The following is a 15,323-nucleotide window of genomic DNA, read 5'->3' on the forward strand; positions in this document are numbered from 1 at the left end:
ACGGATTATAATTACCCCGATTTTTGAGTCGACACTTTAAGCCCTGTGATATAATGGGAGAACTTTTAATTATTCTAAATCTTGTATATTCATTTTTTCTAGCTCTTTTTTTCTTTTTAGTGTTTCACGGCAAGCAAAGTAGATGGATAGAAGAATGACCGTTGGGATGTTATAAAGCAAAAATACGATAATTACCATGAAAATCGTTGAAGAAAGATTGGCTTGATCGGTAGAGCTTTCTACAGCACTATTTATAATTTCTCCGCCTTGTGAAATAGATTGTTCCGTTACGGTAAACGTTGAGAAAATTGGTATACCCATAGCAGCGATGAGCGAAAAAATTAGGCAAATAAGAGGTAAGATTAATCCCAGCCATTTATTTTTCTTTCTCGATAAGAATATCTGTAAAGCAATGATGCTCCCTACTATGATTATGAATAAGATAAGTATAATAAATGTATTTTGCATATTACTCTACCTCCCGTTTTCCTTTTTTGTACTCTGCCATCAAGATTTTTGCTGCATCGAAATCGATTTTTTCACTAACAGCTAGTCTTTTGATTAATGCGATATAGGGTTCATTATTAGAGTCCTCATTGATTTGTATTTTTTGAATCAGCTTATCCAGACGTAAGCGAACAGTAGGATAAGTTACATTATATTGTCTGGCTATTTCTTTTAAAGATCCGGATGAAAGAAGAAATTTCTTTATGAAAACAAGATCTTCATCATCAAGATTACTCATCCATTCAGGTACAATTTCAATTGACATAATATCATCTCCTCAATAATATTAAGTATATAGTTTAATATTATTAAAGTCAATAATGAATTTGTTCTTTAATTTATTTGATAAGATTAAAAGTTTATCTATTAATCTCATTCCTATTTATCTTATTAATTACCCCATACGTCGATATTTGTTTTATTTTAGTTTGTTTGTACTACTTGAAAGGGGGTCAACAGATTAGTCTTTTAAAAGTTAATATTTACTAGGCGCTTGATCTTGACGTAAAAGTATAATAGTGCTAATATGTTGATATACTTAAACATGTAATCGCATTTAGGAGGTTGGTATGAAGCGGAGGCACCTGGATACCTATGTGGTTTTGACATTAATAATATTTTTCATGGCACTCGCATCTTTTTTGATACCGTCAGGCTCCTATCAGCGATCTGTGGATGTGACAAACGGTATTGAGTATGTGATACCGGATAGTTTTACATTTACAGAAAAAACAAACTTGTCCTTGCTCGATTTTATGAGAGTGATTCCGGATGGGATGATGCAGGCGAGTGAAATTATCATATTTGTTTTAATTGCCGGAGGAAGCTTAGGAATTATAAATGCAACTGGAACCATCAATGGCTTTATCAGTACAGTTTCATCTAAATTTAAGACGCATGGGAGTCTTGCCATCTTACTGCTAATGCTTTGTTTTTCCTTATCCGGAGCATTACTTGGAACAGCGGAGGAAGCATTGCCTCTGTATCCGATTGTCATGGTGCTTGCACTCTCATTGGGATATGATAAAATAACGGGAGTGTCCATTGTGCTTTTGGGGACTGGAGTCGGTTTTGTAGCCGGATTTTTGAATCCATTTACGGTTGGAATTGCACAGCAGGTTTCGGGTTTACCCCTGTTTTCCGGGATGGTCTATCGTTTGTTAGTTTATCTAGTATTCTTTACCATCACTATTTTATATGTACTGAATTACGCAAAGAAAAATCGTTTTAAAACAAGTTTAAATGAAGAAGTAATGGCTGATTCTTATCTTGCAGAATATGATTTCAGCACAGTCTTTCAATTAACGAAACGTCAAATTGGAGTTGTATTTGTTCTTTGCTTTTTTACAATTTTATTAATGTGTGGGGTTTTATGGTGGAGGTTTTATATCTTAGAAATTGCTGCGTGCTTTTTCTTTATGGGTATTTTTTCGGGAATTATCGGAGGATTGGACTCCGGTAAGATTGTGTCAGAATTTATGAAAGGTGCTGCCAGCCTATTATACGGTGCATTGATTATCGGTATGGCAAAATCTATCTTTGTTGTCATGCAATCTGCGGGGATATTAGATACGGTTATTTATTATCTGGTGCAGTTTATAGAAAAGTTTTCAAGGTCAGTTAATGTAATTTCAATGTTTTTAGTTCAAAGTATTATAAATTTATTTATTACCTCAGGAAGTGGTCAGGCTGCCGTAACGATGCCAATTATGAAAAACATTGCAGATTTGACCAGTATACCCAGACAGTCCGCAATTTTAGCATTTCAGTTTGGAGATGGGTTTTCCAATGTAATCAGCCCGACGTCGGGCTATTTTATGGCAGCACTGGGAATCGCAGGCGTCAATTGGCGGGAGTGGGCAAAATTTATGTTTCCATTGTTTGCCATTTGGTGTATGATAGGGTGTGTAATGCTGGTAATTTCAATATATGTATATTAACAATAATGTGGTTGAGGGAATAAAAAGATGTCAGGAATGAATAGTGATTATTTTGATTCTGAAATTTTCAAGGTATTAGGGGAAGAGGCTAGAATTGATATTTTAAATATACTTGGAAAACAAGAATTAAATGTAAGTGAGATTGCGGATAAAGTGAAAATTTCTCGTCCGACTGTCTCGCATCATATGCAGATCTTAAAGCGAGCAGGGGTTGTATTTTCAAGACGAGAAGGAAAAGAAATTTACTATAGTGTGAACATGACAGCGTTTACTTCATTGGCAAGAGTGATACTTGGATTTGTAAATACAGGTAAATTCTAATTCTAATTTTTTTGCTATACATGTTGATGTGTGTAAACATATAATCATATAAAGAAAGGAGGAAAAACAATTTGTTTTATTGGATGGATCAACTTATGGTCAAAGGAGGGAAAAAATGAAACTGTTTTCTTATGTATCAAAGGAAGAAATTTTAAAAATTTTAATGGACTTGGTTGCAATTGAAAGTCATCGTGAAAATGAACAAAAAGAGGAGAAAGTTGCACAGTACATCCATCAGAAACTAAAAGAAGAGGGAATTGCTACTAAGTTAGATTACGTAGAGCCGAAAAGGCCAAATGTCTATGGTTTTTTAGGGGAAGAAGGGGATGTTGCGGAGCTTATGTTTAACGGGCATATTGACACAATACCCGGATTTCAGATGGACTATGAACCGTTTCAGCCGTTTGTAAAAGATGGAATCATTTATGGCAGAGGAACGGCAGATATGAAAGGTGGGATTGCGGCGTACATTGCAGCATTGCTTGCCGCAAAACGTTCAGGCTTTCAGGCAAAGAAGACAGTGATGTTTGCAGGTGTCACTGGTGAGGAAGAACGGTCAAATGGCACGGAGCATTTAATAAAGACTGGAAAACGTGCCAAGTATGTTGTGATTGCAGAACCTACATCTTTACAGCCATGTATTGCACACAAAGGAATGGAATGGATTGAAGTAAAATTCATCGGAAGGGCTACACATGGAAGCCGACCGCATGATGGCATTAATGCAGTTTATGCAGGCGCACAATTTTGCAGTAAAGTAGAGCGTGTACTTCAAAATGAGATTGAGAGGCGTACATTTCCAATGCTGGGAACAGGCACGATCAATGTGGGCAGTATAGCTGGTGGAACAGACCCGAATATTGTTCCTGATGAATGCATTATTTCAATGGATCGGCGCTGGCTTCCTTCTGAGACATTAGAAATGATTCACGGAGAAATAGAGGAGATTGCAAAAGAGGTTGCCCAAGCGTATCAATGCAAGTATCAATTTCGTGCGATGCGTGAATTGACAGCAGCTATGATCAATGCACCGTATGCGCTTGCGAAAGAAGACGAGTGGGCTCATTGCGTTTGCGATGCATCCGAAGAAGTATTGAATTGCAGAAAAGAAGTCGGAGCATTTCCGGCGTGGAGCGATGCGGGAATTCTCGGTGTGCATACAGATGCCAAATGTGTCATTTTAGGTCCTGGAAATATTACACAAGCACACGCAAATGATGAATTTTGTGAATTGAAGGAAGTGTATCAGGCTGCTGAAATTTATTTAAACCTGATCGGAAAAATATGCGGATAAAAGGAAAGGGGTTCTGTTTATGACATCTCAAAATAAAGAAAAAAGAAAGTGGCATATACCACATACCTATGTCTTAATTTTTGCAATCATTATACTGGTTACCATTCTAACTTATATCGTACCTGCGGGAGAGTTTGACCGCGCACAAGACGAGCAGACAGGGCGTATTTTTGTCGTAGCAGACAGCTTTCATCAAGTAGAAAGTACACCCGTTTCCCCATTTGATATGTTTCGATCCATACACATTGCAATGGATGAAGTCGGATATATTATTTTCTTTGTTTTAATTATAGGAGGTTCCTTCGGAATCATTCAAGCAACCGGTGCGATTGATGCGGGTATCGGAAGTATGGTGAAAAAGACAAAAGGAAAAGAGAAATTAGTCATTCCGCTTCTTATGTTTGTGTTTTCCATAGCAGGCGCAATTTTAGGATCTGCAGAAGAAATGCTGCCGTTTTATCCGATTATTATATCTTTGGCAATTGCATTAGGATTTGACTCCATTACGGGAACTGCGATTGTACTGTTAGGAGCCGGGGCTGGATTTGCAGGTGCCTTTTTAAATCCGTTTACAGTAGGAATTGCACAGGGAATTGCAGGATTACCGTTATTCTCTGGCATGTGGTATCGCTTGATTTGTTACGGTATTATTTTAAGTGTATCGGTATTTTATGTATATCGCTATGCCAGCAAAATTCAGAAAAATCCGGAGCTGAGCTTAGTATATGAAGCGGATAAGAAAAAGATAAATCTACAGATGGAAGAAATTGTAACCTTAAATGGACGGCAGAAACTCGTACTTTTAGCTTTCGCATTAGGGCTCATTATTCTTTCTTACGGTGTTGTTAAGTTAGATTTTTACGTAACAGAGTTAACGGCAGTATTTCTGATTATTGGAATAGTAGGAGGTATGATAGGCGGGCTGTCAGTAAACCGTATCGCAGAGACATTTGTAGAAGGTGCAAAAGAGCTGGTATACGGAGCATTAGTTATTGGATTAGCAACGACTGTTATGGTAATCATGCGTGAAGGCAAGATCATGGATACACTGATTTTCTATCTTGCAAATATGGTTAAAACGTTGCCGCCTGCTTTAAGTGCGATAGGCATGTTCTTCGTGCAAAGTATTATTAATGTATTTGTTCCATCAGGAAGCGGGCAGGCCGCCGTTTCCATGCCGATTATGGCACCAATGGCAGATGTTGTAGGAATTACAAGGCAGACTTCCGTTTTAGCATTCCAATTTGGAGATGGATTTTCTAATGTCATTTCGCCAACTTCCGGATATTTCATGGCAGCATTGGCAATTGGTGGAATCAAATGGGATAAGTGGGCAAAATGGATGTGGCCATTGTTTTTAATTTGGTGTATCCTAGGCATTTCGCTGGTAGCGATATCCGTACTGATCCACTACGGTCCGTTTTAAGAGAAAATCACGCTTATAAATATACAGATAGACACTTATCATATCTAATTATAGCGAAATTCAATTTTATATACTTCCACAAAAATGGCTTTGAACAAACCTGTGTTCAAAGCCATTTTTAAACCTTCAATCTAGATGCTTAAAACCTTTTCCCACGACATCTCCAGCCTCACAGCCTACTAGAAAAGCTTTTTTATCTACTTCACGAGCGATATCTCGGACTTTGTAAAACTGTGGTTTGCTGACGACACAAAATATAATATTTTTTTGATTATGATCATAACCGCCCTCTCCTTTTATGACTGTAACGCCCCGATGCAGTTCATGTAAGATTCGCTCCTGTATCTCTTGACTGTGATCGGAAATAATAAATAAAAGGCGGTTTATATTAAGTCCATAAACCATGTTATCCATGACCAATCCGGAAATGTAAATGCAGATTGCCGCAAAAATAGAAACATCGATGTTGCCGTAAGCAAAAATAGATGCAATGACGACGATCAGATTCGTTCCGGTCAAAAGCTTTCCCATAGAAAAATGGGGGAAGCTCTTTTGAACGACGGCACTGATAATAGCGGTGCCTCCAGTCGTTGAATGACTCATGTAGATCAAGGCATTGCCAGCTCCCATTAAAATTCCGCCAAAAATAGATGCTAACAGAGGAGCGATGGGGGAGGTGGAAGGATAAGGAGGCATCCAGACTACCAGTGCATCAATGCAAAAACTAAAGATAGAAAGAGAAGCTGCGGTTCGAATTGTAAAACCTTTTGAGACAAAAAACCATGATAAAATGAAAAGAGGAACATTGATCATAAAAATCATCGTTCCAATGGGAATATGAAACAGGTAATTGAGAATTGTAGCAATTCCGGTTACGCCTCCCGGTGCAATTTGAAATGGCTTAGTAAAGATCTGAATGCCCATGGCGTAAGAGTAGGAACCCAAAAGATTGATGATTAAAAAATGAAGGTAATCTTTTGGTGTGTGGAGTTCGGAACGCATTTTATTCACCTCATAAATTGTATTTCTGAAGAAGAATTGTTTTTTTACATGAAGATAGTATACATTTTATTTTAAATTTTTACAATATGTTTTGTGATTTTAATAAAATTTATATTATACTTATAAGATATGTGAAAATTAGGAAAAGTAATATAGTCTTACATAGAAAAGTATAAAGAGAAGAGAGAGGGAAGGAAGTTGGATAAAGCAAGGAGAGTTTTAGAAAAATTGGCACTGGCAGATTATGAAGCTTATTTAGTCGGCGGCTGTGTTCGAGATTTATTATTAAATAAAATTCCAAAGGACTTTGATATAACAACCAATGCACTGCCGGAGTGTATTGAAGAAATTTTTTCTGGATACCGCACTTTGAGAACTGGAATAAAACATGGAACCATCACGGTAATATTTGAGGATGAGCCATTTGAAATTACAACGTATCGTACAGATGGCATTTACAGCGATCATCGCAGACCGGATCAAATCACTTTTTCTGCATCGCTTCAAGAGGATTTGGCACGCAGAGACTTTACCATTAATGCAATGGCATATAATGAAGCGGAGGGATTGGTCGATCCTTATAATGGAAAAGAAGACTTAGAAAAAGGTATTTTACGGTGTGTTGGTGATGCTGCCTTGCGTTTTGAGGAGGACGCTTTGCGCCTTTTACGTCTTTTGCGCTTTGCATCCGAGTTGGGCTTCCATGCAGAAGAAAAAACGGAAATTGCTGCTTATGAAAAAAAAGAGCTTTTGGAGAAAGTGTCAAAAGAGCGTGTACGTGAGGAATGTTCAAAATTATTGTGCGGCAAGCATGCGGGACAAGTGCTTGTGAAATGGATTAAAGTGTTGGGAGTGGTTTTGCCTGAACTTCTCCCCATGGAAGGCTTTCAACAAAGAAACCCCCACCATAAGTATGATGTGCTTTGCCACACGGCAGCTGTCGTAGATTCAATACCTGAGAAACCTTATCTAAGGTGGACTGCTTTGCTTCATGACATCGGAAAGCCGTGGCGGTATACCGTGGATAAGCATGGGATCGGACATTTTTACGGACATGCAAAGGAAAGTGAAAATATAGCGGAAATTATATTAAAGCGTTTAAAAATGGATCGGGAAAGCATTAGCAAAATACTGCTTTTAATTCGTTATCATGATTTTCGCATAGAAGCTAAAACCGAGCTTGTAAAGGAATGGCTGTGTAAGTTAGGAAAAGAGAATTTTGAGGATTTATTATTATTAAAAAAAGCAGATCTAGCAGGGCAAAACCCACTGGGTGGAAAAAAGAATCGAAAATTGGAAGCACTTTGCGCGGTTACAAGAGATATTTTAGAACGTGGTCAGTGCTATCAATTAAAAGACTTGCGAATAGATGGAAATGATTTGATAGAAAATGGAATGCAAAGTGGGGAGCAAATCGGATACGCCTTACATCTTTTATTAAAAAATGTAATCAAGGGATGCGTTGTCAATGAAAAAGAGATGCTTTTGGATTTTCTTATAAAAGAAGAACTGTTATAGGGTTCGTATGCACGCTATTATCATGTGCAATTTATAGCTCAATGTAGTGGAGAGAGCTATGTAGTTGTTCGAGAATTGGAGGGCAAAAATGATAAGAAGGAAATTACTATTCTTATATATAGGATTGATAATAATGATTGTTTTTACGACTTTTTCGTTTGCAGTGGAAAATACGGATGAGGTATTAAAAGATGTTAAGGGAACTGCTTATGAGCAGGCAGTTCAGACTTTATTGGAAGAAGGGGCAATTTCTGGTTATCAAGAGGGTGTGTTTAAACCGGATGCGTATATAACGAGAGCCGAGGCGTGTGTGATGATTGTAAAAATCATTTATTCATCGAAGGAGCCTTTGCAGTCAGTGAAGAATAGCTCTTTTTCCGATATGAATGGATACGGCTGGGCTTCACCTTATGTAAATTATGCTGTTCAGAATAGGGTTGTTAGTGGTTATGGTAATGGCGTTTTTGCTCCGGACAAGAACATTACCTATAATGAATTGGTCACTATGCTAGTATCTGCTAAAGGAAATACTGCTGCTGATTTAGAAGGGGTGTGGCCGGATAAGTATTATGAAAAGGCAAAAGAAATGGGGTTATTCGCATCAATTTCGAATGAAGTAGAAGGTAATATGGAAGCAACGAGAGGGAATGCGGCAATTATGATTTGCAATGGGTTAATAGAGAGATAATGAATATATTTGAATCATTAATAGATAAATCTTATAGATATCATCTTTCAAATTTTTGAAAGATGATATTTTTTTTAACAAATGATTGACAGAATGGAAATGAAGAATATAATATAACATATGAACAAGTATTCATATGTTGATATGAACATATGAATACATTTAGGAATAGAATAGAAAGGAGTATAAAATTGGAAGAGAATAAAAAAATAGAATGCTGTGATTCTCTTCATATTCATGATGAAATCATTGAAACCGTAAATGAAACCATGCCTGATGAAGAAATTCTTTATGATTTAGCAGAGCTGTATAAGGTTTTCGGTGACAGTACACGGATACGAATTTTATATGTGTTATTTGAGGCTGACTTGTGTGTATGCGATATTGCACAATTATTAAATATGGGGCAATCTGCTATTTCTCATCAGCTTCGAGTATTGAAGCAGGCAAGACTTGTAAAATTCAGAAGAGAGGGAAAATCCGTCATTTATTCTTTATCGGACGATCACGTTCGTACGATTATTGATCAGGGAATTGAACATATTTCAGAATAAGAAAGGAAAAGATATTATGAAAAAGACTTTTAAAATGCAGGAATTAGACTGCGCAAACTGTGCTGCGAAGATGGAAAATGCGATTAAAAAAATTAAAGGGGTTCAGAATGCTCAGATCAGCTTTATGACTCAGAAGCTGACATTAGAAGCACCGGATGAAATGTTTGATAACATATTGGAAGAAGCAATCAATGTTTGCAAAAAGGTAGAACCGGATTGCATGATTGTAACACAGTAAAGAAGCAAAGAAAGGGATTCGACAAGTCAAAGAGTGACTTTAGACAGGTGGGATATGTCAAAGAAACAAAAAAGAGTATTAATTAGAATATTGATAAGCGGTATCTTATTTGCTGCAGGAGAGGTACTTTTGGCAATCGATTTGAATCCGTTTGGAAAAGCGGGAGCGTTTGCATTCTTTTTGATTCCTTATTTGATTGTGGGTGGTGATATCCTTCTGGAAGCCGTAAAAAATATATTACGGGGACAGATTTTCGATGAAAATTTTTTGATGGTGGTTGCGACGGTCGGCGCATTTGCGGTTGGAGAATACCCGGAAGGGGTTGCCGTAATGTTGTTTTATCAGATCGGTGAACTTTTTCAGGGTTATGCTGTCAATGCATCAAGAAAATCCATTTCAACTTTAATGGACATTCGCCCAGATTATGCTAATATAGAGGTAGATGGAGTTTTAAGGCAAGTCGATCCGGAGGAAATTTCGGTTGGAGATATCATAGTTGTAAAGCCTGGGGAAAGAATACCGTTAGATGGTATTGTAAAAGACGGCGTTTCTTCTGTAGATACTTCCGCATTGACAGGAGAATCTATGCCGCGAGATTTAAAAGTAGGCAGTGAGGCATTAAGCGGCTGCATTAATTTAAACGGTGTGTTATCCATTCGTGTTGAAAAGGAATTCGGTGAATCTACTGTATCTAAGATTTTGGATTTGGTAGAAAATGCGAGCAGTAAAAAAGCGAAAGCCGAAAACTTCATTACAAAGTTTGCACGGTACTATACTCCTATTGTCGTTATTTGTGCTGCATTATTAGCAATTGTTCCGCCTTTATTGATAAAAGATGCATTATTTACTGATTGGGTTCAGCGTGCGCTTATATTTCTTGTTGTCTCTTGCCCTTGTGCATTGGTCATCTCTATTCCTTTGGGATTCTTCGGCGGCATCGGAGGTGCGTCCAAATGCGGGGTATTGGTGAAGGGCAGCAATTATTTAGAGGTGCTGGCGAAGACAGGAATCATTGTCTTTGATAAGACCGGAACTCTGACAAAAGGTAATTTTAAAGTTGCACAGATTTATCCATCACAGGGAGCAGCATTTACTGAAAATGAAGTATTGCATTTTGCAGCTGCGGCAGAAAATTATTCGGATCATCCAATCTCTGTTTCTTTAAAAGAAGCATATGGCAAAAAGATTGATCCGAAGCTTTTAGAAAACGTGGAAGAGATTCCCGGTCATGGGGTGAAAGCCATTGTGAATGGGAAAAAAGTATACGTTGGAAATGCAAAACTCATGGAACTGTGTTCTGTGGAATATGAAAAAAAATCAGTAGTGGGAACACTTGTATATGTTGCGGTAGAAGAGAGCTATGCTGGTTGTATTGTCATTGCGGATGAAATCAAAGCAGATTCTGCGGATGCCATAATCAAGTTAAAGAATTCTGGCATAAAGCGTACGATTATGCTGACCGGAGATTCAAAAAATGTTGGGCAGATGGTTGGAAAGCAATTAGGATTAGATGAAGTTTATACGGAGCTTCTGCCAACAGGAAAAGTAAGCCAGCTAGAAGAACTATTAAAACAAAGAAAACAATATGGAAATCTGGCTTTTGTCGGAGATGGTATCAATGATGCTCCGGTTTTAGCACAGGCGGATGTCGGTATTGCAATGGGAGGATTGGGGTCAGATGCTGCGATTGAAGCAGCAGATATTGTAATTATGGACGATCGGCCTTCCAAGATTGTAACTGCAATTAAAATTTCGAGAAAAACACTTCAAATCGTTAAGCAAAATATCGTTTTAGCGTTAGGAGTAAAAGGAATTGTATTGTTGATGGGAGCCTTTGGATTGGCGACAATGTGGGAAGCTGTATTTGCAGATGTAGGAGTATCGGTGCTTGCTATTTTAAATGCGATGAGAGCCTTGAATGTTTCAAAGTATCAAGGTTGATATGCAGTAAAAAGGAGAAGCTATATGCAACAGGAAATGCAAGATAAAGCACAATCAAATGAAAATACCACTACTGTAAACGAGATCCCATGGATTATTTTTAAAACAGGAGACAGCTATTTTGCGGTTTTGAGCGCAGATGTAACTTCTATTTCTATTTTACCGGAAGAGTTGACAGGTATACCGGATGCGCCGGATTATGTGAGAGGACTTGCAAATTTACGAGACTCTTGCATTCCTGTCCTTGATTTGCGGATTTTATTAAATATGCAGATTCTTTCAGAAGAAATCTGTATGTTTGAAAATATGATGGACGCACGTAAAAAGGATCACCAAAATTGGGTGGATGAGCTGATTCGCTCCATCAATGAAAAAATACCATTTGCACTGACTTCTGATCCGCATCAATGTGCATTCGGAAAATGGTATGACCACTATAAAAGCAATAATCCGATGGTACAATTTCAGTTAAAAAAAATTGATGAGCCACATAAAGAGCTTCATAACATGGCAGTAGAAACACAGCAAGTATTAAATATTACAGATGCGCAGGAGCGGGAAAGAGCTTTGGAACGTATCCAAAAACAGCTTAAGGATCAGATTTTACCGATTATGCTTCATTTGTTGGATGACACAAAAAGAGTTATGAGAGATAGTATACGGGAGATGATGCTTGTATTAGATGACGGAACAAAAAAATGTGGACTTGCTGTAGATGAAGTACTTCGTGTAGAGACTTTGGAACCAGTTCCAGATACAATTAAAATTGACGATTACCATCAGATGAATTACGTGACAGGAATCTCTAAATCAAAAGAGCAGATTGTCTTATTGATTGATGAGAAAAAACTTTTGGAATTGGTATAAATATAGAATGTAAAATTTAATATTATGGAAAGATCGATCTTTTTTCTTGTAGGGAAAAGATATAAGGCTGTAGATAAAATGTATTTTTGTCTGCAGCTTTTTTAATATAAGTTTTTTTATATGGGGGAAAAGTGCAAGTGCATGAAAGAGATAGGTCATAATTTGCCGTTTGAAATCCTCAATTTATAAGGTCGAATTATAGTAAAAGACATTTAATACAGTAAAAAAATAATAAAATATAGATAATAACAGTAATATTTTACAAAATAATATTTAACATTGACAAATAATTTTTAATGTATTAAAGTTAAAATTAATCAAATCAATCTGCGTATTTAGAGGCAGGCTTTCATATGGGAAAGGATGACAGTTGTTAAGTAGGGTGGCCTTTTTAACCACGAAAGGGGATAAATTATGTCTATTTCTAAAATTACAAAAAAATTATTTTGTTTAACTTGTGTTGTGGCTCTCAGCAGTTCTGCGGCTTTTGCACAGTCTGCTCCTCTTGATGCAAATGCAATCAAGAACAATGAAGCCAGAGGGGGGGAGATTTCGGTTATGGCTTCCTCAACACCAATCACCTCCTATGGCGGTCATGGTGAGTATGGCTGGGGACTGTTTAATGCTTGGGCGAAATATGCACATGATGACTATGAGCATCGAGTTGTTTTACAAACTGATGATTATTCATATGGTGCTTGGGAACTTGCAGGAGGAAATAATTATTCCTATAAAGAACATAAAAAAGGAAAAACGAATGTTGGAAGTGGTGAAATTCGATAAGATAAATTAAAATATACAAAGTAAGGCTACCCTATTTACTTTAATTATCATCAGAAAGGCGTTGTAATATGAAGAAATTATATGTATTTTTAGTCGTTGCGTTATATTTTACCGTTTCTCTTTTTTGCGGACTGGATCTTTCTTTGAAAGAAAATAACAGGATTGCCAACGATTTTTTCAACGGCACGATTATGGTAAAGCAGAAGAGCAATCCGGAGCAGACGCTAAAAAGCCTGAAGGAAATTTCTGATGGATATGGTCTGACTCTTGCAAAGATCTCTCCGTATGATGAAGGTACGGATCTCTATATCTATTCATCCGACGGTGCTTTTGAAAAAAGCATATTAGGGCTTAATCCCTTGCATTTGGGGATGCTTTATACAAATAAAAAAGAAATAGCGGATAGCGATGCGCATTTTGATGTTTTCAGCAATAAGAAAATCAAGGTATATCCGTTAGATGATCTGGATGAGGTCCATCTAATGGGCCGGTATAGTATCTATACGGAGGATATCAGCTTCTTTTCGGAGCAGATTGACAATATTAATTTAAAATACGGTAATTCTGTAGAAATATATGAAAACAGGAGGCTTTTTAATGTTGTTGAGGAAAATTACAGCAGCCTCCAAGTAGGGTATTTAGGTTTCTTGGTAGGATTACTTAACATCATCATTGTGGTTACCTATCTTTATAGAATGAATCATCTGAAGCGCAGCTTTGCAATAAAAAAACTATGTGGTTATTCCAACCAAATGATTTTCTCAGAATTATGGTGCCGGTTCATCTTAAAGCCAATTGGCATTGCGCTTCTTTTCTCATATGTTTTTTCAATCGGCGTATTTATAGTGTGTCGGTATATTGACAGCGTAAATTCACTTTTGCTGTTTTTAAAAAAATTAACACTTTATAACCTTGCCGTCAGCGTGGCTTTGATGCTGCTTCTGGCTTTATTTACCGCAATTTTATTGCAGATATTTAAAGCAGAAGATATCATTCGGTATCTGAAACACTCAAAAAAAGAAACAAATAAGCTGAATTTTTGTATTATAGCTTTATCTATGGTCTTTGTGCTGCTCTCATCGAGCGTCCTGTATACAAGTGCAGACTATGTCATAGACCGAAGAAGCTCCCAAAAACTCTGGGAGAAAAACAAGGATTTAGTGACGCTGCATGCTAGCGTAACTTCACACATCCTTGACGATACAAAAGAAAGTGCTTTGTTTGAAAAAAAACTTACGGAGCTTTGGAAGTACTTTTATAAGGAAGGAGGTATTTTGTTCCATAAACGAAAGATAATTGAAGTGAATAAGCAGGAAATTCCCCTGATTTATATTAACAAGAGTTACTTAAAAGAGAATGCGGTTTTAGATGTAAACGGGAAGCGGATTTTAGATTTTGATGAATCGGATGACAATAATATCAGTGTATTGGTTCCGGAGCGGTATAGAGGTGATATTACTTTAATTCAACCAGAACTTCACGAGCTTCATCTGAATGGTAAATATCTGGGGGAGGATATAATTAATTCACGGCTTTCCGATGAAGGAACGGAATATCACTCCTATGAAGCGAATCTCAATAATCCTGACATCGTTGAAACGGTTACATACATAAAAAATGATCAAAAACTATTTACCTATGCCGGATATGTCGATACGCCTCAAAATGGGATTCTGATGCTGGTAAACGACAGAAATATGGGTTCAAATGCATACATCCCTACCATTTTGGGGGGCGAAGGAATAAAAATTCGGGACTATTTAAAATTAAAGCCATATGTCGATGAATTTTTTAAAGAAAATGGATATGATTACGTAGACTATTATTTTGCATCTATATATGAGGGATATGAAGAGGATGTACAGTATATGCTGTTTTTAACACAATTCAGCATTTTTACGCTGCTTTTGAATTTGGTATTTCTATTTCTCGCGCTCTTTTCGTTTGTCAGTATTTACTTTGATAACTACAAGCGTAAAAATGCAGTTTTAAAATTTATGGGTTTCAGTTTTAGGGAAAGGCACCGTGCTTTTTTCGTAAAGTTCTCTGTTTTAAATCTCGCAATGACTGTGCTTTGCTTGGTCATTGTGAAAATCGCTGAGAGGAGAATTATGAATTTGCATCTTTTTGCCCCGATGCTTCTCGTTTATTTCCTTTTCATCCTTCTTCATATATTGCTTGTAAGCTATATATTGCAAAGAAAAGAAAAATTTAATATGATACAGGTCTTGAAAGGAGAATAAT

The 15,323-nt window shown here is 37.0% G+C and carries 15 protein-coding genes; 12 read left to right on the forward strand and 3 right to left on the reverse strand.

Translation table 11 applies throughout. The features are described 5' to 3' along the window. Positions 1-69 precede the first annotated feature (69 nt). Together U5921_RS07520 and U5921_RS07525 are read right to left on the reverse strand one after the other, a co-directional pair. Positions 70-468 (reverse strand): hypothetical protein, encoded by a 399-nt coding sequence (locus U5921_RS07520; protein WP_324825853.1) that lies wholly within the window; start codon positions 466-468, stop codon positions 70-72. A 1-nt stretch (position 469) separates the two neighbouring features. Next, complete coding sequence (locus U5921_RS07525) at positions 470-772, reverse strand: DUF2089 family protein (RefSeq protein WP_324825854.1); 303 nt, start codon at positions 770-772, stop codon at positions 470-472. A gap of 304 nt (positions 773-1,076) precedes the next feature. Here U5921_RS07525 and U5921_RS07530 point away from each other — a divergent pair, with 304 nt between their 5' ends. From U5921_RS07530 to U5921_RS07545, 4 genes are all read left to right on the forward strand, one after another. Next, positions 1,077-2,447 (forward strand): C4-dicarboxylate ABC transporter permease, encoded by a 1,371-nt coding sequence (locus U5921_RS07530; RefSeq protein WP_324825855.1) that lies wholly within the window; start codon positions 1,077-1,079, stop codon positions 2,445-2,447. 27 nt (positions 2,448-2,474) lie between these two features. Then, positions 2,475-2,768 carry a metalloregulator ArsR/SmtB family transcription factor gene (locus tag U5921_RS07535; RefSeq protein ID WP_324825856.1) on the forward strand — a complete coding sequence of 98 codons (294 nt, stop codon included), beginning with the start codon at positions 2,475-2,477 and terminating at the stop codon, positions 2,766-2,768. 115 nt (positions 2,769-2,883) lie between these two features. Further along, the gene (locus U5921_RS07540) at positions 2,884-4,062 is read left to right on the forward strand and encodes a M20 family metallopeptidase (protein ID WP_324825857.1); all 1,179 of its coding nucleotides are present in this window, start codon (positions 2,884-2,886) and stop codon (positions 4,060-4,062) included. A gap of 19 nt (positions 4,063-4,081) precedes the next feature. Next, positions 4,082-5,488 (forward strand): YfcC family protein, encoded by a 1,407-nt coding sequence (locus U5921_RS07545; RefSeq protein WP_324825858.1) that lies wholly within the window; start codon positions 4,082-4,084, stop codon positions 5,486-5,488. 126 nt (positions 5,489-5,614) lie between these two features. Here U5921_RS07545 and U5921_RS07550 read toward each other — a convergent pair whose 3' ends face one another. After that, complete coding sequence (locus U5921_RS07550; RefSeq protein ID WP_324825859.1) at positions 5,615-6,490, reverse strand: YitT family protein; 876 nt, start codon at positions 6,488-6,490, stop codon at positions 5,615-5,617. 198 nt (positions 6,491-6,688) lie between these two features. On the opposite strand from U5921_RS07550, the gene U5921_RS07555 reads away from it, so the two are divergent. The 8 genes from U5921_RS07555 to U5921_RS07590 all read left to right on the forward strand — a co-directional run bounded on the left by U5921_RS07555 (position 6,689) and on the right by U5921_RS07590 (position 15,322). Further along, the gene (locus U5921_RS07555; RefSeq protein WP_324825860.1) at positions 6,689-8,008 is read left to right on the forward strand and encodes a CCA tRNA nucleotidyltransferase; all 1,320 of its coding nucleotides are present in this window, start codon (positions 6,689-6,691) and stop codon (positions 8,006-8,008) included. Between the two features lie 88 nt (positions 8,009-8,096). Further along, complete coding sequence (locus U5921_RS07560; RefSeq protein ID WP_324825861.1) at positions 8,097-8,696, forward strand: S-layer homology domain-containing protein; 600 nt, start codon at positions 8,097-8,099, stop codon at positions 8,694-8,696. Positions 8,697-8,848: 152 nt separating this feature from the next. Next, entirely contained in the window at positions 8,849-9,250 is a 402-nt protein-coding gene (locus U5921_RS07565) for a metalloregulator ArsR/SmtB family transcription factor (RefSeq protein WP_324825862.1), read from the forward strand. A gap of 16 nt (positions 9,251-9,266) precedes the next feature. Further along, on the forward strand, positions 9,267-9,488 hold the full coding sequence (locus tag U5921_RS07570) for a cation transporter (protein WP_324825863.1): 222 nt from the start codon (positions 9,267-9,269) through the stop codon (positions 9,486-9,488). A gap of 54 nt (positions 9,489-9,542) precedes the next feature. Then, positions 9,543-11,429 (forward strand): heavy metal translocating P-type ATPase, encoded by a 1,887-nt coding sequence (locus U5921_RS07575; RefSeq protein ID WP_324825864.1) that lies wholly within the window; start codon positions 9,543-9,545, stop codon positions 11,427-11,429. A gap of 24 nt (positions 11,430-11,453) precedes the next feature. Then, positions 11,454-12,296 carry a chemotaxis protein CheW gene (locus U5921_RS07580; RefSeq protein WP_324825865.1) on the forward strand — a complete coding sequence of 281 codons (843 nt, stop codon included), beginning with the start codon at positions 11,454-11,456 and terminating at the stop codon, positions 12,294-12,296. A gap of 414 nt (positions 12,297-12,710) precedes the next feature. After that, the gene (locus U5921_RS07585; RefSeq protein ID WP_324825866.1) at positions 12,711-13,079 is read left to right on the forward strand and encodes a hypothetical protein; all 369 of its coding nucleotides are present in this window, start codon (positions 12,711-12,713) and stop codon (positions 13,077-13,079) included. A gap of 68 nt (positions 13,080-13,147) precedes the next feature. Next, positions 13,148-15,322, forward strand: coding sequence for a hypothetical protein (locus tag U5921_RS07590; protein WP_324825867.1), 2,175 nt, complete (start codon positions 13,148-13,150; stop codon positions 15,320-15,322). The last annotated feature ends 1 nt before the right edge of the window (position 15,323 follow it).

It is taken from the genome of Sinanaerobacter sp. ZZT-01 (assembly GCF_035621135.1).
GTDB lineage: Bacteria > Bacillota > Clostridia > Peptostreptococcales > Anaerovoracaceae > IOR16.